This is a genomic window from Ideonella benzenivorans (assembly GCF_020387415.1).
GTDB lineage: Bacteria > Pseudomonadota > Gammaproteobacteria > Burkholderiales > Burkholderiaceae_C > Ideonella > Ideonella benzenivorans.
The window spans coordinates 13,194-32,321 of the sequence record NZ_JAGWCB010000010.1 but is presented as its reverse complement, the minus strand read 5'-3'; the positions used below and the strand labels follow the sequence as shown (position 1 = coordinate 32,321).

The following is a 19,128-nucleotide window of genomic DNA, read 5'->3' as shown; positions in this document are numbered from 1 at the left end:
CCAGGGGTTCTCACGCTCCTTGCCCTGAAGAATCTTCATTAACTTCATTCCCTCAGAGGAGTTCACATGATCAACCGACGCGACATGCTCTCCCGCTCGGCCGCCGTGGTGGCGATGCTGGGTTCCGCCGGCCTGCTGCCCACTGCGGCACAGGCGGCCTACAACGCCGCGGTCTTCGACATGAAGACCATGGCCGAGGTGGTCAAGGCCCTGGGCGGCAGCGCCCCGACCGAGAGCAAGGACGTGACCATCACCGGTCCGGACATCGCCGAGAACGGGGCCGTGGTGCCCATCGGCGTGGCCTCCACGCTGCCGGGCGTCAAGCGCCTGATGGTGATGGTCGAGAAGAACCCCAGCGTGCTGTCGGCGATCTTCGACGTCAGCGACGCGGTGGAGCCGAACTTCGCCACCCGCGTGAAGATGGGCCAGTCCTCGAACGTCATGGCCGTGGCCCTGATGAACGACGGCAAGGTCCTGTTCGCGCAGAAGGAAGTCAAGGTCACGCTGGGTGGCTGCGGCGGCTGAGCCCGCCCCCAAACCGACCCGCATTCCCCATTCACAGACACAGGAGAGAACCATGGCAGACCCGATGCGCATCCGCGCCAAGGCCGAAGGCGACAAGACCACCGTGCGCGTGCTGATGAGCCACGAGATGGAAACCGGACAACGCAAGGATTCGGCGGGCAAGGTGATCCCCGCCTGGTACATCCAGGAGGTCACGGCCACCCTCAATGGCAAGCCGGTGCTGACCGCCCAATGGGGCCCGTCCATCTCGAAGAACCCCTACCTGCAGTTCGCGGTCAAGGGCGCGAAGGCGGGCGACAAGATGGCCGTGAGCTGGAAAGACAACCACGGCGACACGCGGACCGACGAAGCCACGGTGTCCTGACCCCGGGCCCGGCGTCGCATCCTCCCCTCCACCCCCCTTCACCGCGAGAAGCATGCACACCTCCAGAATGATCGCAGGCGGCCTGGCCGCCCTGGTGTCGCTCGGCACGCTGGGCACCGCCGCCGCGCAGCAGAAGTCGGCCGCCGACGGCATCGCCGAGTACCGCAAGATGCTCGAGGACGGCAACCCCGCCGAGCTGTTCGAGGCCAAGGGCGAGGACCTGTGGAAGACCCCGCGCGGGCCCAGGAAGGTGTCGCTGCAGCGCTGCGATCTGGGCCTGGGCCCGGGCGTGGTGAAGGGCGCCTGGGTGCAGCTGCCGCGCTGGTTCGCCGACACCGGCCGGGTGCAGGATCTGGAATCGCGCCTGCTGACCTGCATGGACAAGATCCAGGGCTTCAACGCCGCTGAGATCGCCGCCACGCCTTTCGGCAAGGGTGAGCAGGCCACGCTGGAGGCCTTGTCCGCCTGGATTTCCGCCGAGTCGCGCGGCATGAAGATCGCGGTGCCCCAGGGCCATGCCGAGGAGCGCCGCTACTACGAACTGGGCAAGCGGGCCTTCTTCTACCGTGGCGGGCCGATGGACTTCTCCTGCGCCAGCTGCCATGGCGAGGATGGCAAGCGCATCCGCCTGCAGGACCTGCCCAACCTGACCCACAACCCGGGTGACGGCGTCGGCTTTGCGGCCTGGCCCGCCTACCGGGTGTCCAGCGGCGAGATGTGGAGCATGCAGCGCCGGCTCAACGACTGCTTCCGCCAGCAGCGCTTCCCGTACCCCGGTTTCGCCTCCGACGTGACGATCGCTCTGGGGGTGTTCATGGGCGTCAACGCCAAGGGCGCCGAATCGATCGCCCCGGCCCTCAAGCGCTGAGCAGACAAGGATGACTCGCATGCAATGCCACCATGTTCTCCTCTCGGCCTCGGCCGTCGCCGCGGTGTCCCTGCTGGTGATCGGCTGCGCCAGTGCACCGACGGCCGCCGACCTGGATCAGCAGACCCAGGCCATGATGCACGCCTCCTTCCAGGCCAAGGGCATCGCCGGGCTTGACCGTCTGGACCAGGATGCCGTGCAGGCGGCCTGTTCCAGCCCGACCGGCGCGCCCGAGGCCGCGGTCAAGCAGATCGAGGCGGCGGAGTTCGCCCAGATCCGCTGGCCTGAGGGTGGCCGCTACATCGGCGACTGGAAGGTGGGTGAGAAGCTGGCCCAGAACGGCCGCGGCATGACCTGGACGGACAAGAGCACCGATCCGGCCACCAACGGCGCCCAGTGCTACAACTGCCACCAGATCACCAAGCAGGAGATCTCCTACGGCACGATCGGGCCCAGCCTGTACAACTACGGCAAGACCCGCGGGGTCAAGAACCTCAACGACCCGGCCTCGGCTCCGATCATCCAGTACACCTGGGGCAAGCTGTGGGACAGCAAGGCGTATTCGGCCTGCTCCACCATGCCGCGCTTCGGTCACGGCAAGCTGCTCAACGAGCAGCAGCTGCGCGACGTGATGGCGCTGCTGCTGGACCCGCAGTCCCCCGTCAACCAGTGACCGTCGCTCGACCGCACGGCCCGGCGCCGTGCGGTCTGAGGCCGGTCCTTCACATCGGTGCTTGCTGAATCATGAATCTTTCGCGCCGCGAATTCCTGAACGTGATGGCCTCGGCCTCGGTGGCTGGCATGGCCTTGGGCCGCTATGCCGATGCCGATGCCGCCACCGCCGAGCAGGGGCTGTACGAGCTGCCGCGCTTCGGCAACGTCTCGCTGCTGCACATGACGGACTGCCATGCCCAGCTCAAGCCGATCTACTTCCGTGAGCCCAGCGTCAACCTCGGTATCGGGAGCATGCGGGGCCAGTTGCCGCACCTGGTGGGTGAGCAGCTGCTGAAGGCCGCGGGCATTCCTGCGGGCGGGCCGCTGGCCCATGCCTACACCTGCCTGGACTTCGAGAAGGCCGCCCGGCGCTACGGCCAGGTGGGTGGTTTCGCGCACCTGGCCACGCTGGTCAAGCGCATGAAGGCCAGCCGCCCCGGTGCGCTGCTGCTCGATGGTGGCGACACCTGGCAGGGCTCGGCCACCTCGCTGTGGACCCATGCCCAGGACATGGTCGACGCCTGCAAGCTGTTGGGCGTGGACGTGATGACCGGCCACTGGGAGTTCACCTACGGCATGGACCGGGTGATGGAGATCGTCCAGAAGGACTTCAAGGACAAGATCGAGTTCGTCGCCCAGAACGTCAAGACCAACGATTTCGGCGATCCGGTCTTCAAGCCCTACACGCTGCGCAACATCAACGGCGTGCCGGTGGCCATCATCGGCCAGGCCTTCCCCTACACCCCCATCGCCAACCCGCGCTACATGGTGGCGGACTGGGGCTTCGGCATCCAGGACGAGAACCTGCAGAAGATGGTGGACGAGGCCCGCGGCAAGGGGGCCCAGCTGGTGGTCGTGCTCTCGCACAACGGCATGGACGTGGACCTGAAGATGGCCAGCCGCGTGCGCGGTGTCGATGCCATCTTCGGCGGCCACACCCACGACGGCGTGCCGGTGGCCATCCCGGTCAAGAATGCCGGCGGCATCACCCTGGTCACCAATGCCGGCAGCAACGGCAAGTTCCTGGCGGTGATGGATGTCGACGTCAAGGACGGCAAGATGGCGGACTTCCGCTATCGCCTGCTGCCGGTCTTCTCCAACCAGCTCGCGCCTGATGCAGAGATGCAGGCCCTGATCGACCGGGTGCGTGCGCCCTACGAGGCCAAGCTCTCGGAGAAGCTCGCCGTCACCGACGGCCTGCTGTTCCGCCGCGGCAATTTCAACGGCAGTTGGGACCAGCTCATCTGCGACGCGCTGATGGACACCCAGGGGGCCGAGATCGCCTTCTCGCCGGGCTTCCGCTGGGGCACCACGCTGCTGCCGGGCGACACCATCACCCGCGAGCTGATGATGGACCAGCTGGCCATCACCTACCCCTACGCCACCCTGACCGAGATGAGCGGCGCCACCATCAAGACGGTGCTGGAGGATGTGGCCGACAACCTCTTCAACCCCGACCCCTACTACCAGCAGGGCGGCGACATGGTGCGGGTGGGCGGCCTGCGCTACGCGATGGACCCGGGCGCGGCCATGGGCCGGCGCATCAACGACATGCGGCTGGGAGGCAAGCTGATCGAGGCCGACAAGACCTACAAGGTGGCCGGCTGGGCGCCGGTGGCGGAATCCGCCAAGACGGCGCCGGGTGTCAAGCCTGTCTGGGAGCATGTCGAGGCCTGGCTCAAATCGCAGGGCGGCCGTGTCAAGCCGCGGCGCATCAACACCCCGTCGCTGGCCGGCATGCAGGGCAACCCCGGCATGACCGCGTGAGACCGACCATGGCAAGCACCTCCTGGCAACACGGCGCGGCGCTGGCGCTGGCCGGCCTGCTGGGCCTCGGTGGCACGGTGGCCGTGCAGGCCGCCGACACCCCGGCCGCCACCTTCACCGTGCGTCAGCTCACACCCGAGACCGCGCTGCGGGCGGTGCAGGCCGCCCTGACCCATTGCCGCGGCCTGGGCTACCAGGTCAGTGCCGTGGTGGTGGACCGGGCCGGCCTGCCGCAAGCCCTGCTGCGCGACCGGCTGGCCGGTGCCCACACGCCGGACGTGGCCACCCGCAAAGCCTGGACGGCGGTCAGCATCAAGATGAGCAGCGCGGGCTTTGCCGCCGAAACCCAGGCCGGCAAGCCGATGAGCGGTCTGCGGGGCGACCCGCGTTTCATGGCCGCCGGCGGCGGGCTGCCCATCGAGGCCGGTGGCAGCCTGCTGGGTGCCATCGGCGTCTCCGGGGCTCCCGGGGGCGACGCCGACGAGGCCTGTGCGGCCAAGGGCCTGCAGGCCATTGCCGACGACATCGAGTTCTGATTCCAACCCCACAAGGAGACGACGATGCGCTTCAAGTCCTTTCTGCTCGCCCTGGCGATGTCCTTCTTCGCCTGCGCCGGCTGGGCCCAGGATCTGGTCGTCTACCACATCGACAGCGCGGTGGCCCAGGGCCTCAAGGGTCTGCGCAACCTGCGCAACCACATGGATGCCGACCCCGAGGCCAAGATCATCGTGGTCACCCATGCGGAAGGGGTGGACATGCTGATGGAGGGCGCCCAGGCGCCCGACGGCACCGAGTTCGCGCCCCTGGTGTCGGCCCTGCGTGCGCGCGGCGTGCGCTTCGAGATCTGCGAGATCACCCTGAAGAACCGTGGCCTCAAGAAGGATCAGTTCATCCAGGAGGCCGATTTCACGCCTTCTGGCGTGGTGCGTCTGGCCAAGCTGCAGCAGCAGGGCTACGCCTACATCAAACCCTGAGGTGGCACATGGGCCTGGAAACGCTGCTGGAGCAATGGGGTGAGGACCGCGTCCTGGCCGCAGGCGCGCTGCTCATCGGCGTGGTGTTTGGCTTCATGGCGCAGCGCTCGCGTTTCTGCCTGCGTTCGGCCGTCATCGAGTTCGCCCGCAACCTGCTGGGCGGGCGATTGACCGTCTGGCTGTTCGCCTTCGCCACCGCGGTGGGCGGCACCCAGCTGCTGGCCAGCCTGGGCTGGTTCGATGCTGGCAACGCCCGCCAGATCGCCGCCCGCGGCAGCCTGTCCGGCGCGGCGGTGGGCGGTGCGCTGTTCGGCATCGGCATGATCCTGGCCCGCGGCTGCGCCAGCCGGCTGCTGGTGCTGGCGGCTCAGGGCAATCTGCGCTCGGTCGTCTCCGGGCTGATCTTCGCGGTCACCGCCCAGTCCGCGCTGACCGGGGCCCTGTCGCCGTTGCGCGAGTGGATTTCCGGCTGGTGGACCATCGACGGCGGTGGCGCCCGCGACCTGATCGCCCGCACCGGCATCGGCCACGGCGGCGCCATGCTCTTCGCCGGCTTCTGGCTCGCGGCAGCCATCGTCTGGGCCCGGCGGCAGCAGGTGTCGTTCTGGGGCTGGGCCGGCGCGGTGGGCGTGGGGCTGAGCGTGATGGCGGGCTGGTGGTTCACCTACGCGGTTTCGCGCCTGGCCTTCGACGCCCACCCCATCCAGTCCCTGAGTTTCACAGGCCCCTCGGCCGAAATCCTGAGCCGGGTGCTCTTCGTCACCGACAAGCCCCTGTCCTTCGACGCCGGGCTGCTGCCGGGCGTGTTCCTGGGCTCCTTCCTGTCGGCTGCGCTGGCCCGTGAGCTCAAGCTGGAGGGCTTCGAGGGCGGGCCGGGCATGCGGCGTTACATCGTCGGCGCGGTGCTGATGGGCTTCGGGGGCATGTTGGCGGGCGGCTGCTCGGTGGGGGCGGGGCTGTCGGGGGCGGCCGTGTTCACCGCCACCGCGTGGGTCACCTTGGGTGCGATGTGGGGCGCCGCCGCCATCACCGATCGGCTGCTGGACCACCATCCCGGCGACACGGTGACAGAGCCGGGGGGCCAGACGCTGCCGAGCAAGCCTTTGGCCGCCGCGGCGGCCTCCCGGGGCTGAGGGATGTGGGCGCGTCTGCTGTGCGGGCTGGCGGTGGGCGGGCTGATGGCCACGGCGGCCACCGCCCAGGCCACCCCGCCGGAGGCGGTCGCGCCGCTGCCGCTGCAGCAGGTGGCCGACAACGTCTGGTTCGTGCAGGGCCAGGCGGCGCTGGGCTCGCCGGCCAACCGCAACTTCATCTCCAACGCGGGGTTCATCGTTACCCGCGACGGCGTGGCGGTGGTCGATGCCCTGGGCTCCCCCGACCTGGCGCGGGCACTGCTGACCGCCATCCGCCGCGTCACCGATCAGCCGGTGCGCTTCGTCATCGTCACGCACTACCACGCCGACCACATCTATGGCCTGCAGGTGTTCAAGGCGCAGGGCGCGACCATCATCGCCCGGCAGGAGGGGCGCGAGTACCTGAACTCCGAGACGGCCCAGCGCCGGCTCGAGGCCAGTCGGCAGGAACTGGCGCCCTGGGTGGACGCGAGGACGCATCTGGTGCCGGCCGACCGCTGGCTGGACGCCGACACCACGCTGACCGTGGGCGGCGAGCGCCTGCAGTTGCGCCATGTCGGCCCGGCTCACACGCCCGAGGACCTGTCGGTGTTCGTCGAAAGCAGCCGGGTGCTGTTCGCGGGTGATCTGGTGTTCCGCGGCCGGGTGCCCTATGTGGGCACGGCCGACAGCCAGGCCTGGATCACTGCGCTCAGCGGCCTGATCGATCTGAAGCCGGCGGTCATCGTGCCCGGCCACGGGGCGCTCTCGCGCGAGCCCCTGGCCGACCTGACCCTGACGCGCGACTACCTGCAGTACCTGCGCAAGAGCATGGCGGAGGCGGCGGCCAACCTCGAGCCCTTCGAGGACGCCTACGCCCGCACCGACTGGTCCGCCTTCGAGCACCTGCCGCTGTTCGGTGTGGCCAACCGCATCAACGCCTACAACACCTACCTGCTGATGGAGCAGGCCGGGCGATGAGCGGGGCAGGCCGCCTTCGTCCGCTCGGCGCCTGGTGGCTGTGCACCGCGCTGACCTGGTCGACCTGGCCCGCCGTGGCCCAGGAAGGTGCTGCCTCCATCGCCTGGCCCGCCCTCACCACCTTGAACGGGCAGGTCCTGCCGTCCACGCGCTGGGCCGGCGTGCCGGCCGTGGTGGTGTTCTGGTCGACCGACTGCGGCTACTGCAAGCGCCACAACGACCGGGTCGCGCAGCTCCATGCGACGGTGGACCCGCGGCGCCTGCAGGTGCTGGGCGTGGTGGAGGGCGGCGATGCCGAGGGGGCGCGGCAGCTGGCCGCCACGCGGGGCTGGCGGTTCCCGATCGTGCGCGACGAGGTGGGCTTGCGGGGGCGCTTCACGCCGCGCCGGGTGGTGCCGATGACCTGCGTGCTCAACGCCGATGGCCGGCTGCGCCAGTGCATCCCCGGCGAGATGAGCGAGGCCGATGTAACGGAACTGGCGCAGCGGGCCGCCGCACCGGCCCCGGTGGGCCACTGAGGCTGCGGACAAACGATGCGGATGGCGGCCTCAGCCCATGCGCTCGATGCGCCAACGCTGGTAGCGCAGACCCAGCAGGCCCCCGGCCACGATGCCGGCCACGGCCAGCCCGCTGCCCAGCGACAGGGTGGACAGCCCCGACACGCCTTGGCCGATGGTGCAGCCCATCGCCACCACGCCGCCCACCCCCATCAGGCTGCCGCCCACCAGGTGCAGGGCCAGGTCCTGCGGGCCGCCGAAGCCCTCCCAGCGGAAGCTGCGTTCGAGCAGGGCCGAGGCGGCCGCGCCCAGCGGCACGCCGGCCACGCAGACGATCCCCAGCGTCAGGGTCTTGGACTGGTCGCTGAAGAACAGCAGCCAGTCCAGCGCATAGGCCAGCGGCGAGGCCATGCTCAGCGCCTCCATGCGGTGGCTGTTGGTGGCCAGGAAGGTCGGCTCCAGCGTCTGCGGGTCCTCGGGCACATAGCCCAGCACGCCGGACACCCACCACACCGCCGTGATCACCGCGCCGATGCCCAGGCCGCCCAGCAGGGCCGCAGGCCGGCGACCCTCGGGGCGCCACAGTGCCCAGCCGCCCAGCAGCAGCGCCACCAGCGGCCCCAGCACCGCGGCCGTCCGGGGCACGCTGGCGCCGCCGGCCTGGGCCAGCAGCGAGGGCAGGTCCTGGCCAGCGGGCAGGTCCACGAACAGCCGCTCCACGGTTGCCACGCGCAGCACGGCGGTGAGGCCCTTGAGCGTGGCGAACGAGGTGACGGCCATCACCAGCAGCACCACCAGCGACTTGAGGTTGCCGCCGCCCAGCCGCACCAGGTTGCGGCTGCCGCAGCCCGAGGCCAGCACCATGCCGACGCCGAACAGGCCGCCCCCCACCAGGGAGGACAGCCAGAGCAGGCGCGTGCCCGCGTAGATCGACTGGCGGGCCTCGATCCAGCCCAGGGCCACCATGCCGTTGAAGCCCAGCGTGGCCACGGCCGCGGCCAGGGCCCACATGCGGGCCCGTTCCCAGTCGCCCATGCTGGAGACATCGGCGATCGCGCCCATGGTGCAGAAGCGACTGCGGTGCGCGATGAAGCCGAAGACGAGGGCCAACCCGAAGGCGGCCCAGAGCACCTGGGTGGCCAGGCGGGCGATGTCGACATCCGTCATGGGGGGCACGGGCTTTCCTGAGGTGAGGCCGATTGTGCAGGGGGCCGGCCCGGCCGGCCACGGTGGAATGCCCGAGGCGGCAGGGCCCTTACCGTGGTGGACTGGGCCCGCCTCTTGGTGTGTGCGCATCTGCTGATAGAGTGATGGAGGATTCCATGGCAGAGGTCAATGTGGCCGAGACGAATGATCAGGACCGGGTGTTCGAGAGCGCGGCGGAGCTGTTCGGCCTGCTGTCCACCCCGGTGCGTCTGAAGATCATCAGTGCCGTGTGCAACGGCGAGCGCAACGTCTCCGAACTGCTCGGCGAGATCAACACCACCCAGCCCAACATGTCACAGCACCTCTCCACGCTGTACCGCGCGGGGGTGCTGGGGCGCCGCCGCGAGGGCACGCAGGTGTTCTACCGACTGCAGAGCGAGCGGGTGGCCCAGTTGTGCCGGGCCGTCTGCACCCAGATCGCGATCGAGCTCGATGATGTGGGCGAGCTGCCCACCGAAGAGCAGTTGCTCGGGGGCCGCCGGGTCTGAACGCCGGCGCCCGGCGCTTCCTTCCGAAAGGCCGGACATGGATGACACGACGAGGCCCGCGAGCGGGCTGGACGCGGGCCGCCGCCGTTGGCTGCAAGAGGCCCTGACGGTGGCCGCTGCCACGCCGGGCTGGGCCCGGGGCGCGCCATCACCCGCGGCCCCCTGGGCCACCGTGGGGGCGCCGCTGCGGCTCATGGATGTGCCGCTGCTCGAAGGCGGTGTGTTCCGCGCGGCGCAGGCCGAGGGGCAGGTGCTGGTGCTGTACTACTGGGCCAGCTGGTGCCCGTTCTGCGCTCAGCAGACACCCTGGATGGAGAAGCTCTGGCAGGCCCAGCGTCCGCACGGGTTGCTGGTGCTGGGCCTGTCCATCGACGCGCAGGCGGCCGATGCCATCGCCGACCGGGCCCGCAAGGGCTACACCTTCCCTTGTGGCCTGCTGGCCGGGGAGGTGGCCCGTGCGCTGCCCAAGCCCAAGGGCTTGCCGGTGACGATCGCCCGTGGGCGCGATGGCCGGGTGACTGCCGCGGAAACCGGGCAGCTCTTTCCCGAGGACGTCGAGGCGCTGGCGCGCTTTCTCTGAACCGGGCGGGTTCAGAAGAACACGATGCCGCCCACCGACAGGGTGCGCACCTTGGAGTCGGTGGCATCGTTGGTCTGCTTCTCGTGGTTGAACTCGCCCACCAGGGTGATGTACTTGTTCAGCGTGTGATAGACGCCCAGCGTGAACGCCTTGCGCACGTTCTTCGGCCCGCCGAAGACGGCCGCGGTGGCGCCGTTCTCGTCGGTGCTCTGGCCGTAGTTGACGCCCAGCTTGGTGTCACCCAGCTTGTAGGTCAGCTGGGCCAGGTAGCCCTTGGAGTCGGTGCGCTGGCCGGCGCCATCGCTGCCGCCCAGGAACTGGGCGCCGATGGTCGACAGGCCCAGCCCCTTGGCCTTGAAGCCGTAGAGCACGCCTTCGAAGCCGTTCAGGCCGGCCTTCACGCCCAGCTCGTAGCCCTGCGCGGTGAAGGGTTCGGTGGTGCAGCTGCCGCCCGAGCAGCTGGTGCTTTGGTGCACCAGGCCGGTCCAGATCTTGCCCGGGGCGGCCCCCTCCCAGCTGTAGCTGGCGCTGGCCTGCAGGCTGGGTGACTTGGTCTCGTCACCGGCGTACTTGCTGGGCTGGAAGATGCCGATCGCCCCTTGCAGGCCGTTGAGCTTGGGGGTGTTGTAGCTGATCTGCGGCTGGAAGCCGGTGTACATGTAGCCGTGGCCGATCATGCCGAAGGTGGTGTTGAACGGCATCGCCGCATTCGAGGTGCCGCCCACGCCCAGCAGCGTCATGTCCGACAGCACGACGTCCTGGGCGAACAGGCCGATGTCGCGGCCCAGCTTCAGGTGGCCCCAGCCCTCGTTGCCGAACTGGAAGTAGACGTTGCGGGTGTCGATCTGCGAGTAGGCGCCGGGCGTGTTGCCGGCGGCGCCATCGGGCAGGCCGACGACGGTGGAGTTGTTGACGATGCCCGGCGCGAAGCCGAAGTGCACCTTGATGTCCTGGTCCGCCGCCTTGGCCGTGGCCACGAAGTTCAGCCAGCCCGGCAGCAGGCCGTTGGACACCATGCTGTTGGTGGAGCTGGTCTCGGTGCCGGTGGCCTTGTCGGTGACCTTGTCCTCGCGGTTCAGGTAGAAGCCGTTGACCGTGCCGTTGATGTCCAGCGTCACATCGCCTTGGGTGAAGCCGACAGCGTGGGCCGACAGGCCGGCGCTGGCCAGCAGCGTGAGGATGGCCCCACGGGCCAGGGGGGTGGTGTGCATGGTGTGTCTCCGTTCGAATGGGTGGGTTGTCCCCTGCGCTGGGGCAGGTGCCCCGGCCCTGGCGCCAGTTCCATGCCACCCGCTCCCTCCGGCTCGGGGACGGTTTTTCGGGGGTTAACCCGGCGCGCTGGGCGCGCGGCGTCGCAAGCCGGAACAGCCGGGCCTGATACAAACGGGGTGGGTGTGTGCCAGCGGCGGCTTGTCCATTCGGGGCCGCCCTGGGGCGGCGCGCCATTTCGCGACGTGATGCCGGCGGTGTCGTGGCCTGGACGGTGGCCGGCGGATCGTGTCTCGGTGTAAATCCCGACCGTGGCCTGCGGCGTCGGTGGGATGGAACTCACCGGCCCCTTGTGTTTCCCACCGTGTGCGTGCGGGTGTCTGCGCGAACGGTGTCCCGTGTCTTCTCTCTCTTCATTCGCCTTTGCCCATGCACCCTCACATGCCTCTTATCGTCACCCTGGCCGCCGCGCTGGGCCTGGCCCTGCTGCTGGGCTTCGTCGCGCTGCGTCTGCGCCTGCCCGCCTTGGTGGGCTACCTGGTGGCCGGCATGGCGCTGGGGCCGCACACGCCGGGCTATGTGGCCGACATGGGCCTGGCCTCGCAACTGGCCGAGATCGGCGTGATGCTGCTGATGTTCGGCGTCGGTCTGCATTTCTCCGTGGCCGACCTGCTGGCCGTGCGCAAGGTGGCGGTGCCGGGCGCGGTGGTGCAGATGGGGGTGGCCACTGCGATGGGTGCCGGTCTGGCCTGGGCCTGGGGGTGGCCGGTGGCCGGGGCGGTGATCTTCGGGTTGGCGCTGTCCGTGGCCAGCACAGTGGTGTTGCTGCGGGCGCTGGAAGCCCGCGGCGCGCTCGATTCGCACGAGGGGCGCATCGCGGTGGGCTGGCTGGTGGTGGAAGACCTGGCGATGGTGCTGGTGCTGGTGCTGCTGCCCCCGCTGGTGGGCCTGGCCACGGTGGGGGCGCCGGCCGGCGAGGACAGCGGGCCGTCCCTGGGGTGGACAGTGCTGCGCACCCTGCTGGCCGTGGGGGCCTTCGTGGCCCTGATGCTGCTGGTGGGCCGCAAGGTCTTGCCGCGGCTGCTCTGGCAGATCTCCCGCACGGGCTCGCGCGAGCTGTTCACGCTGGCGGTGATCGCCGCGGCGGTGGGCATCGCCTACGGGGCGTCGGCCTTTTTCGGGGTTTCGGTTGCGCTGGGGGCCTTCTTTGCCGGGCTGGTGCTGCGGGAGTCGGAGTTCAGCCACCGGGCGGCCGAGGAGTCGCTGCCGTTTCGCGATGCCTTTGCGGTGCTGTTCTTCGTTTCCGTCGGCATGCTGTTCGACCCCAGGGTGCTGCTGGAGCGGCCGCTGCAGGTGCTGGCGGTGGCGGCCGTGATCATGGTGGGCAAGTCGATGGCCGCGATGGCGCTGGTGCTGCTGCTGCGCTATCCGCTGAAGACCTCGCTGACCGTGGCGGCCAGCCTGGCGCAGATCGGCGAGTTCTCGTTCATCCTGGTCGGCCTGGGCGCCGCGCTGCAGGTGGTGCCCCCCGAGGCGGAGAGCCTGGTCGTGGCCGGGGCTTTGCTGTCGATCGCGCTCAACCCGGTGCTGTTTTCGATGGTGGAGCCGCTGCGGCGGGCCGTGCGGGCCCGTTCACGCTGGGCGAGGGCGTTGGATGCCCGGCCCGACCCGTTGGCTGAGTTGCCGGCCAGCACGGCCGAGCGCTACCTGGCGCGCCAGGTGGTGGTGGTGGGCTACGGTGCGGTGGGGCGCCAGCTGGTGCAGGCGCTGGTGGCCCATGATGTGCCCTGTGTGGTGGTCGAGCAGCGACGCGAGCGGGTCGAGGCCTTGCGAGCCAGCGGTCTGTCGGCGGTGGCTGGCGATGCGGCCGAGCCGGAGACCTTGATCCAGGCCCATCTGCACCAGGCGCGGCTGCTGGTGGTCACGGCCCCGGACACCACCGACACCTGCGCGATGATCCGCACCGCCCATGCGCTGCAGCCGGATCTGCCGGTGCTGGCGCGGGCCCACAACGATGCCGAAGCCGCGCTGCTGCAGGAAGCCGGGGTGAGCTCGGCCATCCAGCCCCGCGAGGCCCTGGCCACGGTGCTGTTCGAGCGGACCATGGACCGGCTCCGGCGCGACGATGGGGTTGCGGCGTCTTGACCGGCGGTGCTTGCAGAAGCCAAAACTTCGGTGCTAGAATGTGAGCTTCAGTCGATGGCACCCATCGACATGAAGGGCTCTTAGCTCAGTTGGTAGAGCAGCGGACTCTTAATCCGTTGGTCGAGTGTTCGAGTCACTCAGGGCCCACCAACTTTCCTGAAAAAGGACCTGCCGTGAGGCCGGTCCTTTTTTGCATTTGGGCTTCGGGGGGCTTGGTGGTTGGGGTGCAGGGGGCTGGCATGGTTCTGGCTGTCCCCAGGTTGGTACCCTGGCGCGCCAGTCGGCTTCGTCCGACACTCCAGGGCTTTTGCCCCTGGCGGCCCGTGGAACACACCCTGGTTCCAGTGCCGGGTCCGCCGGGCTGTCGGCCACCCGCCGTTTTGCTGCATTGACCCGATGACGACCCTGTCTTCTCCCGCCGCCGGAACCCCGGACGGACAACGCTGGGCCTGGCTGCCACGCCAGGGCACCTGGAAATACCACGCGCTGCTGGGTGCCCTGGGCATCCTGGTGCTGGGGCCCCTGGGCGGGGTCACCGCCGCCTACATGAACTTCGCCGTCGGCTTCTTCGTCGGCGGCCAGGTGCTGGCCGGCCTGTTGGGCTCGGTGGTCACCTTCGGCTATGGGGCCGAGGGCAAGCATGGCGCCAACTTCATCCAGACGGCGGCCGCCTCGGTGGCCAGCATGAGCGCGATGTGCGTGCTGATCCAGGCCATGGTCTGGATGGGCCTGCCGCAGCCGCCGGTGTGGCAGCTGATGCTCTACATGCTGTGCATCGGTATGTTCGGCGCGGGGGTGGGCATGCTCTACACCCCCATCGTGGTCGACCGCCTGCAACTGACCTTCCCGTCGGGCCTGGCGGTGGCCAACATCCTGCGCGCGCTGACCGATCCGCGGCTGCTGCGTCAATCGGTCGGTCGCCTGGGCGGCGGCATCGCCCTCGGGCTGGCCGGCGGCATTGGCGCGGCCAAGATCGCGGCGGTGGCCGCCCTGGAACTGTCCACCTCCACACTGGGGGCCGGGCTGGTCGTGGGCGCGCGCATCGGCATTCCGGCCGTGGTAGCCGGCCTGACCGGTCTGGCCCTGTCGCCGTACTTCCTGTCGATCGGTTGGCTGCACGAGGGCGATCCGCCGCGCAAGATCATGTTCCTGATCGCGCTGGGCACCATCATGGGCGCGGCGCTGATCGACATCAGCCTGATCCTGCGTGAGGCCGTGCAGCGCCTGCAGGGCCGCGCGCCCGCCCGCGAGGCGGCACCGCAGCAGGACTGGCAGCGCATCCGCATGGGTCGGGTGCTGGCCTGGGTGGCGTTCTGGGGCATCGGCGTGGCGCTGTGCGGTCACTTCGTGCTGGGCCAGCCCTTCAAGTACCTGCTGATCGCGATCGCGCTGGTCTTCGTATTCGGCCTGGTCAACGGCATCGCGCTGGGCATCAGCGACTCGACGCCGATCTCCTCGGCCTTCGTGGTGGCGGTGGTCATCATGGCCTCGGTCGGCCTGAAGGACCCGGTGATCGGCCTGATGGCGGGGGCCGTGCTGCTCACGGCCGTCGCGGTGGCCGGCGACATGCAGCAGGATCGCTCCACCGGCTGGCGCCTGGGCACCAACCGGGCGCTGCAGTTCCGCTACCAGGTGCTGGGCATCCTCGTCGGGGCGGTGCTGGCGGTGGGTTTTGCCCGCCTGTTCATGGCCGCCTACCCGGTGCTGCAGCTGGACCAGACGATCATGAAGGGCAGCGAGCAGCCGGCCAACTGGAGCGCGGCGATGACCTACAAGCTGGTGGGCGTGCTGCGCAGCCTGACCGAGGACAAGCCCTACCAGCGCACGGCCATCTGGATCGGTGTCGGCCTGGGCTTCGGGGTGGAGCTGCTGCGCAAGATCATCAAGTCCCGGGCGGGCTACCAGCGTTTCGTGGCTGGCGGCAAGCTGGGCCAGTCGACGGACTTCCTGCTCGACGCGGTGGTGCTGCCGTCGCCCTACGCCTGGTCCTTCGGCGGCTTCCTGAACCTCAGCACCTCGGTCTGGTTCGGGTTGGGTGGCGTGATCTCCAGCCTGATCAATGCGCTGCCGCAGAAGAAGCCGGCACCGGGCGAAGAAGAACTGCCGGCCGACATGAGCAGCACCTCGCTGATCGGCGGTGGGCTGATCGCCGGCGACGCCTTGGCTGCCCTGGGCCTGGGGGTGATCGGCCTGCTGGCTACACTGGCGGGCTGATTCCCTTGCCCTTTTGTCCGGCCATGACCCAGCGCACCGTCACCCTCTACGGCATTCCCAACTGCGACACCGTCAAGAAGGCCCGCACCTGGCTGGCCGAGCAGGGCGTGGCCGTGCAGTTCCATGACTTCAAGAAGCAGGGCGTGCCGGCCGACCATCTGTCGGCCTGGGTGGCGGCCGTGGGCTGGACGCCGCTGGTGAACCGGCAGGGCACGACCTGGCGCAAGCTGGATCCGGCCGCACAGGCCGCCGTGACCGATGCCGCCAGCGCGATGGCGCTGATGCGTGAGCAGGCCAGCGTGATCAAACGTCCGGTGGTGGAGTGGCCGGACGGGGCGGTGACGGTCGGTTTCTCTGCCAGCGATTGGGACGCCCGGCTGGGCTGAGCGGCCTCAGGCGATGTGCAGCGTCAGCGGCAGCTCGGAGCGGCCCCAGGCGCTTTCTTCCTCTTCCAGCAGATGCACGGTGCGGGGGTGGGCTTCGGCCCAGTCCTTCTTCAGCACCAGCCGGGCGATGCGGCCCTGGCGTTGGAGCTTCAGCGCCGCGGCCGGCACATCGGTGCGGGCATGGCAGCCGATGACGGCCAGACGCAGGCACAGCAACTGCCACAGCATCAGCTCGCTGCTGACCTGGGCCTCCAGCTTGCGCAGGCCCCCGCGCTGACCCAGCACCAGATCGGCCAGCCGACGCTGCTGGCTCTGCGAGAAGCCGGCCGCATCCACATGGCCCAGCAGGTAGGCGCTGTGGCGGTGGTGGTCGTGGTGGGACACCATCTGGCCGATCTCGTGCAGCAGCGCGGCCCAGCGCAGTTCGGTCAGCTCGTCTTCGCCGCTGTCCTGCGGGACCACCATCCGGAACAGGGTGGTGGCCAGCTGGGCCACCCGCTGGGCCTGTTCCGGGTCGGCGCCAAAGCGCTGCTGCAGCACCTTGACGCTGTCCTCGCGCAGGTCGCCGCCATGCTGGCGCTGGCGGGCCAGCAGCCGGTCATGCAGGTCCACGATCACGCCCTGGCGCAGGGCACCCTTGGCCGGGCGCAGGGCTGCGATGTCGAAATGCGTGGCCAGGGTGTAGAGGATGGCCAGGCCGCCGGCCAGCACCGGCCGCCGGTCGGGCTTCAGGCCGGGCAGGTCCAGGCGGTCGGCCGAGCCGGCCTCGATGCACTGCTTCATCAACCAGCGCAGGCCATCAGGGGTGATGCTGCCATCGGTCTCGCCGCAGGCCTGCAGCACGTCCGACACCGCACCGGCCGTGCCCGAGGAGCCGAGCGCATGGTCCCAGCGGGACGGCTCGAACGGCGCCAGGGCCTCCTCGAACTCCGCCCCGGCCGCGATCTGCGCGGCGCGAAAGCCTTCGGCGGTGAAGCGGCCGTCGGGGAAGTAGCGCATCGACAGGCTGACACTGCCGACGCGGAAGGACTCGGCCTCCAGCGGCTGGCGCTTCAGGCCGAGGATCAGTTCGGTGGAGCGGCCGCCGATGTCCACCACCAGCCGCGGCTGGGAGGAGGGCTGCAGGTGGGCCACGCCGGCATAGATCAGGCGGGCTTCCTCGCGGCCGGAGATCACCTCAATCGGGAAGCCCAGCGCGGCCTGGGCCTGGTGCAGAAAGGCATCCCGGTTGCGGGCTTCGCGCAGTGTCTGGGTGGCCACGGCGCGCACCTGCAGCGGATGAAAACCGCCCAGGTTGCGGCCGAACTGACGCAGACAGGTCAGGCCACGTTCGGCCGCGTCGGCGGTGAGCATGCCTTCACTGTCCAGCCCGGCGCCCAGACGGACGGTTTCCTTCAGGTAGGCGTGGCGCCGATAGCGGCCATCGCGCAGGTGGCCGATCTCCAGGCGAAAACTGTTCGACCCCATGTCGATCCCGGCCAGCAGGCCGGTGGGGGAGGGCAAGGCGATGGGCATGGCTGGATTGTGCCCCGTGCCCGTGACATGCCCCCGCGGTTCCCGTGGGCGAGGCCCCGACTTCTAGAATCGGCAGCAGTCCTTCGCCCCCTCTGTCGCCAGGAGAGCACACCATGTCCGATCCCACACCTTTGTTCGACGATGCCCAGGCCTTGCTGCAGCAGGCAGCAGGGCAGGAGGGAGCGCCTCGCCGACGCGCGGTGGTCCAGGCCGGGGTGGGGCTGGGGTTTGCCGCGGCGACCTTGCCGGTGGCCGCCCAGACCGTGGTCCACACGCCCGCGCAGGGCCTGACGGCGGGGCTGGTGCAGATCCCCGTGGGGGATTTCCAGATGCCGGCCTACCGGGCGATGCCGCAAGGCGGGGGCGCCCATCCGGTGGTGCTGGTGATCAGCGAGATCTTCGGCGTGCACGAGCACATTGCCGATGTGGCCCGGCGTTTCGCGCACCTGGGCTATTGCGCCATTGCCCCTGATCTGTTCAAGCGCCAGGGCAACCCGGCCGCCTACACCGACATCGCGGCGCTGATGTCCGAGCTCGTCTACAAGGTGCCCGATGCCCAGGTGATGGGGGACCTGGATGCCACCGTGGCCTGGGCGAAGGCCCAGGGGCAGGACACCGCCCGGCTGGGCATCACGGGCTTCTGCTGGGGGGGCCGTATCACTTGGCTGTTTGCCGAGCACAGCCCGGCGGTGCGCGCCGCGGTGGCTTGGTACGGTCGGCTGACCGGCGGGGTCAACCTGCTGCAGCCGCGTCATCCACTGGACTTGGTCGGCGACCTGAAGGCGCCGGTGCTGGGCCTTTATGGTGGCCAGGACACCGGCATTCCCCTCGACACGGTGGAGACCATGAAAAAGGCGCTGGCCCAGGGCAACGCCGCCGCACGGGCTTCCCGCTTCGTGGTCTATCCCGACGCGCCGCACGCCTTTCATGCGGACTACCGACCCAGCTACCGCCGGGCCGATGCCGAGGATGGCTGGGGCCGCTGCCTCGCCTGGTTCAAAGACCACGGCGTGGTCTGACCCCTCACCCCGGAGGGACCGGGGCAAGCGGTGCTGCCGTCCTCAGCGGACGACCAGCACCGGGGTGGGCGAGTGGGTCAGCACCTTCTGGGTTTCGCTGCCCAGCAGCAGGGCGCTGACGCCACGGCGACCGTGCGAGGCCATCACGATCAGGTCGACACCCTTGTCCTTGGTCAGGTCCACAATGGCCTCCCAGGGGTGGACCGCTTCGACGGTGTAGGCATTGCAGGTCAGGCCCGCCGCCTTGCCAGCATCCACCACCGCCTTCACGCGGGCGGCGGCAATGCGTTCCTGCGCGTCGTAGAACTCCTGCGGCGGGACCGGCTGCATTTCGCTGATCGCGCTGTACGGGAACGGTTCCTTGACGCTGATGGTGCTGAGTTGGGCCCCGAAGAGCTTGGCCAGCGACACAGCCGTTTCCACAGCCTTGGCGCTGATGTCCGAACCGTCGGTCGGCACGAGGATGTGCTTGTACATGGTGGATCCTTTCCTTCGATGGGAGAGTGGGGGCCTCAACACCCCCGATGGCGTCAGTGTTGCGCGTCGCGCGCTCTGCAGCTTGAC

General features: G+C 69.5%; 20 protein-coding genes and 1 tRNA gene. 17 read left to right on the top strand and 4 right to left on the bottom strand.

Going from position 1 to position 19,128, the window contains the following annotated elements; translation table 11 throughout:
• Positions 1–66: 66 nt before the first annotated feature.
• The 10 genes from soxY (at position 67) to KGA65_RS08675 (ending at position 7,823) form a co-directional block, all read left to right on the top strand.
• Positions 67–525, top strand: coding sequence for a thiosulfate oxidation carrier protein SoxY (gene soxY, locus KGA65_RS08720; protein ID WP_225862761.1), 459 nt, complete (start codon positions 67–69; stop codon positions 523–525).
• Between the two features lie 52 nt (positions 526–577).
• Positions 578–889, top strand: a complete 312-nt coding sequence (gene soxZ, locus KGA65_RS08715) for a thiosulfate oxidation carrier complex protein SoxZ (RefSeq protein WP_225862760.1) — start codon at positions 578–580, stop codon at positions 887–889.
• 67 nt (positions 890–956) lie between these two features.
• Positions 957–1,757, top strand: a complete 801-nt coding sequence (gene soxA / locus KGA65_RS08710; RefSeq protein ID WP_375142633.1) for a sulfur oxidation c-type cytochrome SoxA — start codon at positions 957–959, stop codon at positions 1,755–1,757.
• A 19-nt stretch (positions 1,758–1,776) separates the two neighbouring features.
• Positions 1,777–2,430 (top strand): sulfur oxidation c-type cytochrome SoxX, encoded by a 654-nt coding sequence (gene soxX / locus KGA65_RS08705; protein WP_225863442.1) that lies wholly within the window; start codon positions 1,777–1,779, stop codon positions 2,428–2,430.
• 71 nt (positions 2,431–2,501) lie between these two features.
• Positions 2,502–4,238 (top strand): thiosulfohydrolase SoxB, encoded by a 1,737-nt coding sequence (gene soxB / locus KGA65_RS08700; protein ID WP_225862758.1) that lies wholly within the window; start codon positions 2,502–2,504, stop codon positions 4,236–4,238.
• An 8-nt stretch (positions 4,239–4,246) separates the two neighbouring features.
• Positions 4,247–4,774 (top strand): GlcG/HbpS family heme-binding protein, encoded by a 528-nt coding sequence (locus tag KGA65_RS08695; protein WP_225862757.1) that lies wholly within the window; start codon positions 4,247–4,249, stop codon positions 4,772–4,774.
• Between the two features lie 24 nt (positions 4,775–4,798).
• A complete protein-coding gene (locus KGA65_RS08690) occupies positions 4,799–5,212 on the top strand; it encodes a DsrE family protein (RefSeq protein ID WP_225862756.1) in 414 nt (137 codons plus the stop codon).
• 8 nt (positions 5,213–5,220) lie between these two features.
• Complete coding sequence (locus KGA65_RS08685) at positions 5,221–6,345, top strand: YeeE/YedE family protein (RefSeq protein ID WP_225862755.1); 1,125 nt, start codon at positions 5,221–5,223, stop codon at positions 6,343–6,345.
• A 3-nt stretch (positions 6,346–6,348) separates the two neighbouring features.
• Positions 6,349–7,305, top strand: a complete 957-nt coding sequence (locus tag KGA65_RS08680) for an MBL fold metallo-hydrolase (RefSeq protein WP_310740948.1) — start codon at positions 6,349–6,351, stop codon at positions 7,303–7,305.
• Entirely contained in the window at positions 7,302–7,823 is a 522-nt protein-coding gene (locus tag KGA65_RS08675) for a TlpA disulfide reductase family protein (protein WP_225862754.1), read from the top strand. Before KGA65_RS08680 ends, KGA65_RS08675 begins: the two co-directional genes overlap by 4 nt.
• A 30-nt stretch (positions 7,824–7,853) precedes the next feature.
• Here the strand turns inward: KGA65_RS08675 and KGA65_RS08670 are convergent, their stop codons facing one another.
• Positions 7,854–8,969: a YeeE/YedE family protein gene (locus KGA65_RS08670; RefSeq protein WP_225862753.1), complete on the bottom strand. Its 1,116-nt coding sequence runs from the start codon at positions 8,967–8,969 to the stop codon at positions 7,854–7,856.
• Between the two features lie 155 nt (positions 8,970–9,124).
• Between KGA65_RS08670 and KGA65_RS08665 the strand changes: the two genes are divergently transcribed.
• Positions 9,125–9,496: an ArsR/SmtB family transcription factor gene (locus KGA65_RS08665; RefSeq protein ID WP_310740947.1), complete on the top strand. Its 372-nt coding sequence runs from the start codon at positions 9,125–9,127 to the stop codon at positions 9,494–9,496.
• A 37-nt stretch (positions 9,497–9,533) separates the two neighbouring features.
• Positions 9,534–10,076 carry a TlpA family protein disulfide reductase gene (locus KGA65_RS08660; RefSeq protein WP_225862751.1) on the top strand — a complete coding sequence of 181 codons (543 nt, stop codon included), beginning with the start codon at positions 9,534–9,536 and terminating at the stop codon, positions 10,074–10,076.
• A gap of 11 nt (positions 10,077–10,087) precedes the next feature.
• On the opposite strand, the gene KGA65_RS08655 is transcribed toward KGA65_RS08660, so the two are convergent.
• Positions 10,088–11,287 carry a porin gene (locus KGA65_RS08655; RefSeq protein ID WP_225862750.1) on the bottom strand — a complete coding sequence of 400 codons (1,200 nt, stop codon included), beginning with the start codon at positions 11,285–11,287 and terminating at the stop codon, positions 10,088–10,090.
• A 439-nt stretch (positions 11,288–11,726) separates the two neighbouring features.
• Between KGA65_RS08655 and KGA65_RS08650 the strand changes: the two genes are divergently transcribed.
• The 4 genes from KGA65_RS08650 (at position 11,727) to KGA65_RS08635 (ending at position 16,030) form a co-directional block, all read left to right on the top strand.
• Positions 11,727–13,430: a cation:proton antiporter gene (locus KGA65_RS08650; protein ID WP_225862749.1), complete on the top strand. Its 1,704-nt coding sequence runs from the start codon at positions 11,727–11,729 to the stop codon at positions 13,428–13,430.
• Between the two features lie 74 nt (positions 13,431–13,504).
• A tRNA-Lys gene (locus tag KGA65_RS08645) sits at positions 13,505–13,580 on the top strand.
• A gap of 246 nt (positions 13,581–13,826) precedes the next feature.
• Positions 13,827–15,644, top strand: a complete 1,818-nt coding sequence (locus tag KGA65_RS08640) for an OPT/YSL family transporter (RefSeq protein ID WP_225862748.1) — start codon at positions 13,827–13,829, stop codon at positions 15,642–15,644.
• A gap of 23 nt (positions 15,645–15,667) precedes the next feature.
• Positions 15,668–16,030 carry an ArsC family reductase gene (locus tag KGA65_RS08635; protein ID WP_225862747.1) on the top strand — a complete coding sequence of 121 codons (363 nt, stop codon included), beginning with the start codon at positions 15,668–15,670 and terminating at the stop codon, positions 16,028–16,030.
• 6 nt (positions 16,031–16,036) lie between these two features.
• Here the strand turns inward: KGA65_RS08635 and KGA65_RS08630 are convergent, their stop codons facing one another.
• On the bottom strand, positions 16,037–17,545 hold the full coding sequence (locus KGA65_RS08630) for a Ppx/GppA phosphatase family protein (RefSeq protein ID WP_225862746.1): 1,509 nt from the start codon (positions 17,543–17,545) through the stop codon (positions 16,037–16,039).
• Positions 17,546–17,658: 113 nt separating this feature from the next.
• Here KGA65_RS08630 and KGA65_RS08625 point away from each other — a divergent pair, with 113 nt between their 5' ends.
• Entirely contained in the window at positions 17,659–18,564 is a 906-nt protein-coding gene (locus KGA65_RS08625) for a dienelactone hydrolase family protein (protein WP_225862745.1), read from the top strand.
• A 42-nt stretch (positions 18,565–18,606) separates the two neighbouring features.
• Here KGA65_RS08625 and KGA65_RS08620 read toward each other — a convergent pair whose 3' ends face one another.
• The gene (locus KGA65_RS08620; protein ID WP_225862744.1) at positions 18,607–19,041 is read right to left on the bottom strand and encodes a universal stress protein; all 435 of its coding nucleotides are present in this window, start codon (positions 19,039–19,041) and stop codon (positions 18,607–18,609) included.
• Positions 19,042–19,128: the final 87 nt, after the last annotated feature.

Bases quoted from the DNA above. Each gene is read 5' to 3' on its own strand.
- KGA65_RS08665 (WP_310740947.1), top strand. From the start codon at position 9,125: ATGGCAGAGGTCAATGTGGCCGAGACGAATGATCAGGACCGGGTGTTC.
- soxA (WP_375142633.1), top strand. From the start codon at position 957: ATGATCGCAGGCGGCCTGGCCGCCCTGGTGTCGCTCGGCACGCTGGGC.
- KGA65_RS08695 (WP_225862757.1), top strand. From the start codon at position 4,247: ATGGCAAGCACCTCCTGGCAACACGGCGCGGCGCTGGCGCTGGCCGGC.
- KGA65_RS08680 (WP_310740948.1), top strand. From the start codon at position 6,349: ATGTGGGCGCGTCTGCTGTGCGGGCTGGCGGTGGGCGGGCTGATGGCC.
- KGA65_RS08635 (WP_225862747.1), top strand. From the start codon at position 15,668: ATGACCCAGCGCACCGTCACCCTCTACGGCATTCCCAACTGCGACACC.
- soxX (WP_225863442.1), top strand. From the start codon at position 1,777: ATGCAATGCCACCATGTTCTCCTCTCGGCCTCGGCCGTCGCCGCGGTG.
- KGA65_RS08640 (WP_225862748.1), top strand. From the start codon at position 13,827: ATGACGACCCTGTCTTCTCCCGCCGCCGGAACCCCGGACGGACAACGC.
- KGA65_RS08670 (WP_225862753.1), bottom strand. From the start codon at position 8,969: ATGACGGATGTCGACATCGCCCGCCTGGCCACCCAGGTGCTCTGGGCC.
- KGA65_RS08690 (WP_225862756.1), top strand. From the start codon at position 4,799: ATGCGCTTCAAGTCCTTTCTGCTCGCCCTGGCGATGTCCTTCTTCGCC.
- KGA65_RS08655 (WP_225862750.1), bottom strand. From the start codon at position 11,287: ATGCACACCACCCCCCTGGCCCGTGGGGCCATCCTCACGCTGCTGGCC.
- KGA65_RS08625 (WP_225862745.1), top strand. From the start codon at position 17,659: ATGTCCGATCCCACACCTTTGTTCGACGATGCCCAGGCCTTGCTGCAG.
- KGA65_RS08675 (WP_225862754.1), top strand. From the start codon at position 7,302: ATGAGCGGGGCAGGCCGCCTTCGTCCGCTCGGCGCCTGGTGGCTGTGC.
- KGA65_RS08650 (WP_225862749.1), top strand. From the start codon at position 11,727: ATGCCTCTTATCGTCACCCTGGCCGCCGCGCTGGGCCTGGCCCTGCTG.
- KGA65_RS08685 (WP_225862755.1), top strand. From the start codon at position 5,221: ATGGGCCTGGAAACGCTGCTGGAGCAATGGGGTGAGGACCGCGTCCTG.
- KGA65_RS08620 (WP_225862744.1), bottom strand. From the start codon at position 19,041: ATGTACAAGCACATCCTCGTGCCGACCGACGGTTCGGACATCAGCGCC.
- KGA65_RS08660 (WP_225862751.1), top strand. From the start codon at position 9,534: ATGGATGACACGACGAGGCCCGCGAGCGGGCTGGACGCGGGCCGCCGC.
- soxY (WP_225862761.1), top strand. From the start codon at position 67: ATGATCAACCGACGCGACATGCTCTCCCGCTCGGCCGCCGTGGTGGCG.
- soxB (WP_225862758.1), top strand. From the start codon at position 2,502: ATGAATCTTTCGCGCCGCGAATTCCTGAACGTGATGGCCTCGGCCTCG.
- KGA65_RS08630 (WP_225862746.1), bottom strand. From the start codon at position 17,545: ATGCCCATCGCCTTGCCCTCCCCCACCGGCCTGCTGGCCGGGATCGAC.
- soxZ (WP_225862760.1), top strand. From the start codon at position 578: ATGGCAGACCCGATGCGCATCCGCGCCAAGGCCGAAGGCGACAAGACC.